The sequence below is a fragment of the Methylibium sp. T29 genome (assembly GCF_000576205.1).
In the GTDB taxonomy this organism is placed as follows: Bacteria; Pseudomonadota; Gammaproteobacteria; order Burkholderiales; family Burkholderiaceae_C; genus Methylibium; species Methylibium petroleiphilum.
Window position 1 is genome coordinate 1 of sequence record NZ_AZND01000208.1, and the last position, 5999, is coordinate 5999.

The window sequence follows — 5999 nt, forward strand, 5'->3', positions numbered from 1 at the left end:
CCCACAGGCGCTCGCGCAGCGCGGCCTCGTCGAGCGGCTCGACCACCTCGCCGTGCGCGCCCATGCGCTCGGCCGCCTCGACCACGCGCTGGTACAGCAGTTCGGGCAGCACGATGCGGCGGTCGAACAGCCGCGGCCGCGCCTGGTAGGCGATGCGCAGTGCGTCACGGAAACCGCGGGTCGTGACCAGCAGCGTCGGTTCGCCCTTGCGCTCCAGCAGCGCATTGGTCGCCACCGTGGTGCCCATCTTCACGCACTCGACCTGCGCGACGGGGATGGCCGCGCCGGCCGGCAGGCCCAGCAGGCGGCGGAGACCCTCGACCACCGCGTCGTCGTATTGCCCGGGGTTCTCGCTGAGCAGCTTGGCGGTGTGCAGGCGACCGTCGGGTGCGCGGCCGATCACGTCGGTGAAGGTGCCCCCCCGGTCGATCCAGAACTGCCACCGTCTTGCGTCCATCGCCTCGCGTTCCCTCCAGGCCACCCCGGGCGCGTGCCGGTTCGCCGCGCCCTTCGGGGCATCCTACCGGCGAGCGGCAGATCTGCCGGCCGGAATGCCCGCTTTTCCGGCGTTCCCGCTCGCGGGGCCTCCTTACGATGCCAGGGCGACCATGCCTGTCGCCTGCCCTTGCCACACCGCCCCGCCGACTCAACGCCATGACCGATCTCTCGCTGCCGCCGATGACGCCGCCCCGCAAGGCAGGCGCCGCAGCGCCCGACAGCCAGCAGGACGCCGCGCGCGCCGGGGCCTTCAGCTGGCCCACGCCGCCGTTCGCCGGCTATCCGCAGGCGGGCGCGCCCGGACAGGCCGAGCCCTGCGCCATCGAGGGACTCAACGGCAAGCTCATCAGCGGCCGGCTGCTCGGCTTCTCGCCGGCGGACGAGCTGGCGAGCGTGCAGATCCCCCCGCACGCTCGACGATGCCGCTGAAGTTCGCGCGCTTCCGTTCGCTGATGCTGACGGAGCCGCTGGTCCCGACCGCACCACGCAGCGACGATCCGCACGCCGCCGTGCTGGCACACCGCCCGCGCAGCCGCTACAAGCTGGAGATGAAGTCCGGCGGCCCCATCGTCGGCGAGACCATCGGTCACGTCGAGACCGCCTTCGGCCTGTTCCTGTTCACGCCGCTCGACGACAGCGGGCGCGTCACGCGGCTGTTCGTTCCGAGCGAGGGCATCGCCTCGCGCGAGATCGGGCCGCGGCTCGGCGACCTGCTGGTCGAGAGCCAGGCCGCCACCGCCGAACAGGTGAACGAGGCCGCCCAGATGCAGCAGAGCCTGCGCAAGCAGAAGCTCGGCGACATCCTGGTCACGCAACGCAGCGTCACCTCCGACCAGCTGCTCGAGGCCATCGTGCAGCAGAGCCGCATGCCGATGGTGCGCATCGGCGAGGCGCTGATCGCGCTGGGCATGATCGACCATCAGCAGCTCGACGAGGCGCTGGAGCAGCAGAAGGTGGACCGCGGCGTGCCGATCGGCGAGCTGCTGGTGCGCCTGGGCCGCGTGTCGCGCCAGGACCTCCAGACCGCGCTGGCGCGCAAGATGGGCTACCCCATCGTCGACGCCAGCAGCTTCCCGATCGAGGCCGACGCGCTGCGCAAGCTGCCCTTCCCGACCGCGCAGCGCCTCAACGCGCTGCCGCTGCTGCTGCGCGACACGACGCTGGTGGTGGCGGTGGAAGACCCGTCCAAGCGCGGCGCGCTCGACGAGATCGAATTTGCCAGCCAGTGCAAGGTGGCCCCGGTGCTCGCGCGCCACCACGACATCCAGGCCACGCTGCACAGCGCCTACTCGCGCATCGGCGTCGAGATCGCCGGCCTGGCACTCGACGACGGGCCCGAGCCCGAGCCCGCGGACGCCGGCAAGCTGCTGGAGAGCCTGGAGCGCGAGGGCGCCGACCAGAACGCCCGCGAGAACGAGAAGCAGATCGAGCAGAGCGACAACTCGCTCGTGCGCCTGATCCACACGATGATCATCGAGGCCTACAACCAGGGCGTCAGCGACATCCACATCGAGAACTACCCGGGCCGCGAGAAGCTGAAGATCCGCTTCCGCAAGGACGGCGTGCTCAAGCCCTACCTCGAGCTGCCGCACACCTACCGCAACGCGATCATCGGGCGCATCAAGATCATGTGCGACCTCGACATCTCCGAGCGCCGCAAGCCGCAGGACGGCAAGATCAACTTCGCCAAGTTCTCGGCCCAGCACAAGCTCGAGCTGCGCGTAGCCACGATCCCCACCAACAACGGCCTCGAGGACGTGGTGATGCGGCTGCTGGCCTCGGCCAAGCCGGTGCCGCTGGAGAAGCTGGGGTTCAGCGAGCGCCACCTGTCGCAGCTCAAGACCGCGATGGAACGCCCCTACGGCCTCGTGCTGTGCGTCGGCCCCACCGGCTCGGGCAAGACCACCACGCTGCATTCGGCCATCAGCCACATCAACCAGCCGGAACGCAAGATCTGGACGGCGGAGGACCCGGTCGAGATCACCCAGGCCGGCCTGCGCCAGGTGCAGGTGAACCCGAAGATCGACTGGACCTTCGCGAAGGCGCTGCGCGCCTTCCTGCGCGCCGATCCGGACGTGATCATGGTCGGCGAGGTGCGCGACGGCGAGACGGCCCGCATCGCGGTCGAGGCCTCTCTGACCGGCCACCTGGTGCTGTCCACGCTGCACACCAACAGCGCGCCGGAGACCGTGACCCGCCTGCTCGACATGGGCATGGACCCGTTCAACTTCGCCGATTCGCTGCTGCTGGTGCTGGCACAGCGCCTCGTTCGGCGCCTGTGCACCGAATGCCGCGTGAGCCGCCCGATGACCGAGGCCGAGATCGAGGTGATGCTCGACGATCACCTGTTCGTGCAGCACCACGCCGACCCGGAGGCCGTGCGTGCCAGCGTCCGCGAGGGCTGGCTGGGTCGCTTCGGCCGCGACGGCCGGCTGATGCACCACCACAGCCCCGGCTGCCCGGCCTGCGGCCACACCGGCTTCCGCGGCCGCTGCGGCATCCACGAGCTGATGCCGATGTCGCGCGAGCTGCGTCGCATGATCCAGACCGGCGCCCGCGCCGAGGAGCTGCAGCAGTTGGCCCTCAGCGAGGGCATGCTGACGCTGCGGCAGGACGGCATCGAGAAGGTGCTGCAAGGTCAGACCTCGATCGACGAGGTTCGCGCCACGAGCAATGTCTGAGGTCCGTCCGGCACGGCATGCCGCCGCGCTGACAAGCCCGTCCCCCTGGGTCAGGCTGAGCTGTCGACGCAGGCCGGCGCTCTGCTGTGCATCACGTCCTTCATGATCCCCAGGCTCGCGAACAAGCGTGCCACGTCGAGCACCTGGATCATCAGCTGCCCCTCGTTGGCCTTGATCAGGTGCGACACCAGCGCCGGCGCACCACCGCGGAGCTGCGGCGCCCGCGTGATCTGTTGCGCCGCGAACGCCGGTACGCCGTGAAGCTCGCTGACCAGCAGGCCGATCTCGACCTCCTGGTATCGCAGCACCACGACCTGGCTGGTGTCGCTGATCACCGTGGGCAGACCGCCCAGCAGCGAGCCAAGGTCGAAAGCCCACAGATAACCCTCGACATGCCCCTCGCGCCGACGCGCCAGCATGCCGATGCGGTGCGGCACCTCGCCCGTCGACACGGCCGTCAGGTGCCACGCCGGTAGCGCCTCGATCACGTGCTCGGCTGGCAAGGCCATCAGCGCTGCATCGATGAAGAAGGTCGCGAACTCGGCGCCGCTTGCGACGGTCGATCCCTCGGTCAGCCGCGTGAGCGCCCGGTGCCGCGCGGTGAGCTGCGGGGTGCGCACCTCGCCGAGCGACTGGAAGGCCACCGCCAGCACATCCTCCACATACCCGTCCGTCCGCTTGAACTCGCGATAGCCGTTGGAAACCGAGCACCCGACCAGGGTGTAGCGTCCATCGCGCACGATCACTCGCGACGCGCTGCCGCCGTTGCCCAGTGTCAGGAACTCGGGCGGCAGGTCCAGCGTGCCGCCGACGGCGACCGACGCGTCGGTGCTGGCGATGACGCGGCCGCGTCGATCCACGAACAGCGCCGACATGTCGGTCTGGGCGCCGATGCCGTCGCTCAGCATTGCCTCGAGCTCGCGCGCCGAGTTGAAGGCGATGCCGATGCCGCCGACCACCGTGGCCTCGTCGTCCAATGCACGCACCGCGGCGTGATAGACATACGTCGGCAGCCCGTCGCAGAGCGCAGACGGACGGAATGGCGTCACGTGATAGGACTGCGAGTCGGGCAGCGCCAGCACGGCCCGCAGTGTGTCGTCCTCGATCCTGCCGTCGACAACGCTGCCTTGCGCGCGCGGCTCGCTCGCGGCGACGATGCGCCCGTGGCTGTCGTAGACGACGAGCCGCGTGTAGACCGTGTAGAGCGCGTGGATGCCTTCGAGCAGCGCGGTGAGTGCACGGCGTGCCGGCTCGTCGAGCACCGGCTGTGCGAGCGCGCTGCGCAGCTCGGGTGTCATCGCCCACCAGCGGCAGTCGTCGGAGCGCTCGTAGAGGTTGCGGTCGAGCAGCTCGACCAGCAGTTGTGTCGTGAACTCCGCACTCGCGAGACTGGACGCGAGCACCGTGTCGTAAAGATCGCGGATCGAACGCGCGAACAGCTCGTTGCTGCGTGCGCCGGTGTCACTGATCTGCTCCAGCACGGTCTTGAGGCGATGCAGGTCACCGCCCTCGCCGGCCGCCATCACCTGGCCGTTCCACACCACGCGCCGGATGCCGTCGGCAGCGGTGACGATCTCGTAGAGCGGCGGGCAGAAGCTGCGCGCATGCGACAGCAAACCTTCGGCGACGGCCTCGTCGAGGCGCTCCAGCACGCCCCCGGCCCGGCCGCTGAAGGCGACTTCGAGCGGGATCATCACCTGGCTCTGCCAGCCGGGAGGCCCGGCGTAGCCCTGGTAGCCGTCGGACACGAAGGTCTGGACCAGGTAGGTGCGCCCGGCATGGATGCACAGCTCGGGCTGCGCCGAGCGGTTCACCGGCACCACCGAGCCCAGCGGCAGCCATTGCTCATCGGCCGACGCGATGATGCGGTTGTCGGCGTCGAGCAGCATGATGTTGGAGCGGCCGTCCCGGCCATGGCGCGATGCGAAGATGCTCGCCATCTCCTTCTCGAATCCGAACACCAGACACAGGACACCGACCGGCTGCCCGTCGCGCGGGTCCAGCATGCGCCGCGAGTAGACGAGCGAGCGCGGCCTGCCCGGCCGCAGGTCGGTCGCACGGAAGCTCTCGACATAGGTGTCGCTCGCCAGCGACCGAGCGATCAGCGGATCGCCGCTGCCCTCGATCGGCGAATGGGCGTCGATGTGGGCCAGCACGCCGCCGCGGATGTCGAGCAGCACGATTTCGTCGTAGACGGTGTACTTGTCGCGGTACGCGCGCAGCCGCTCGACCACGGCCTCGCGCGTGCCACCGATGCCGGCGACGTACTCGCACAGCTCGCGGTCCGTCGCGAGGAAGCCGACATCGGCGGTGCGCTCGTAGAGGTTGCGCACGATGATGTCGATCACATGGCGCGCGCGGGTGCCCAGCTCGGCCATCACGTTGGTCACCTTCTGGTGCACGAGGCTGCTGACCAGCTCCGTTTCGAGGCGCTGGAATCCCTCGCGCGTGGCGGCCATCATCGGCAGGATGCCGCCCGCATCTTCGGCGCAGTTCATCTTGGCCGACGCCTCGATCATGCGCCACGTCAGGTTGAGTTCACGCAGCGATTCGTCGCAGCGCACCACGTCCCGCATGTGCGGGAGGAACCCATCTATGTCCATTCTTGTGCTTGCTGTCCAGCCCGGCAGGCCGATGCGGCGCTGCAGCAATGTCCATGCCCGGGGCGACGTGCGCCGAGCCGTGCGGGCTAGGCGGCTGCGTCCAGCGGCCGCAGCGCAGCGTCGACCGAGCGTTGCGCCTGCTGCACCGCATGCAGCAGCTCGTTCTGGCCCAGCACCAGCGCACGCGCATAGCGCTGGCTCACGCGGGCCAGCGCGG

Annotated in this window: 4 protein-coding genes; 2 read left to right on the forward strand and 2 right to left on the reverse strand. The window is 69.7% G+C overall.

The annotated features are described in order from the left end of the window. Positions 1 to 457: hydantoinase/oxoprolinase N-terminal domain-containing protein (locus x551_RS17495; protein ID WP_036249791.1), on the reverse strand; the 457-nt coding region annotated here is incomplete at its 3' end. 197 nt (positions 458 to 654) lie between these two features. Here x551_RS17495 and x551_RS17500 point away from each other — a divergent pair. Then, positions 655 to 927 carry a hypothetical protein gene (locus tag x551_RS17500; RefSeq protein ID WP_036249792.1) on the forward strand — a complete coding sequence of 91 codons (273 nt, stop codon included), beginning with the start codon at positions 655 to 657 and terminating at the stop codon, positions 925 to 927. Next, the gene (locus x551_RS17505; RefSeq protein ID WP_343252154.1) at positions 918 to 3179 is read left to right on the forward strand and encodes an ATPase, T2SS/T4P/T4SS family; all 2262 of its coding nucleotides are present in this window, start codon (positions 918 to 920) and stop codon (positions 3177 to 3179) included. The genes x551_RS17500 and x551_RS17505 overlap by 10 nt, the downstream gene beginning before the upstream one ends. A 50-nt stretch (positions 3180 to 3229) precedes the next feature. On the opposite strand, the gene x551_RS17510 is transcribed toward x551_RS17505, so the two are convergent. Continuing rightward, positions 3230 to 5782 (reverse strand): chemotaxis protein CheW, encoded by a 2553-nt coding sequence (locus tag x551_RS17510; protein WP_036249793.1) that lies wholly within the window; start codon positions 5780 to 5782, stop codon positions 3230 to 3232. Between the last annotated feature and the right edge of the window lie 217 nt (positions 5783 to 5999).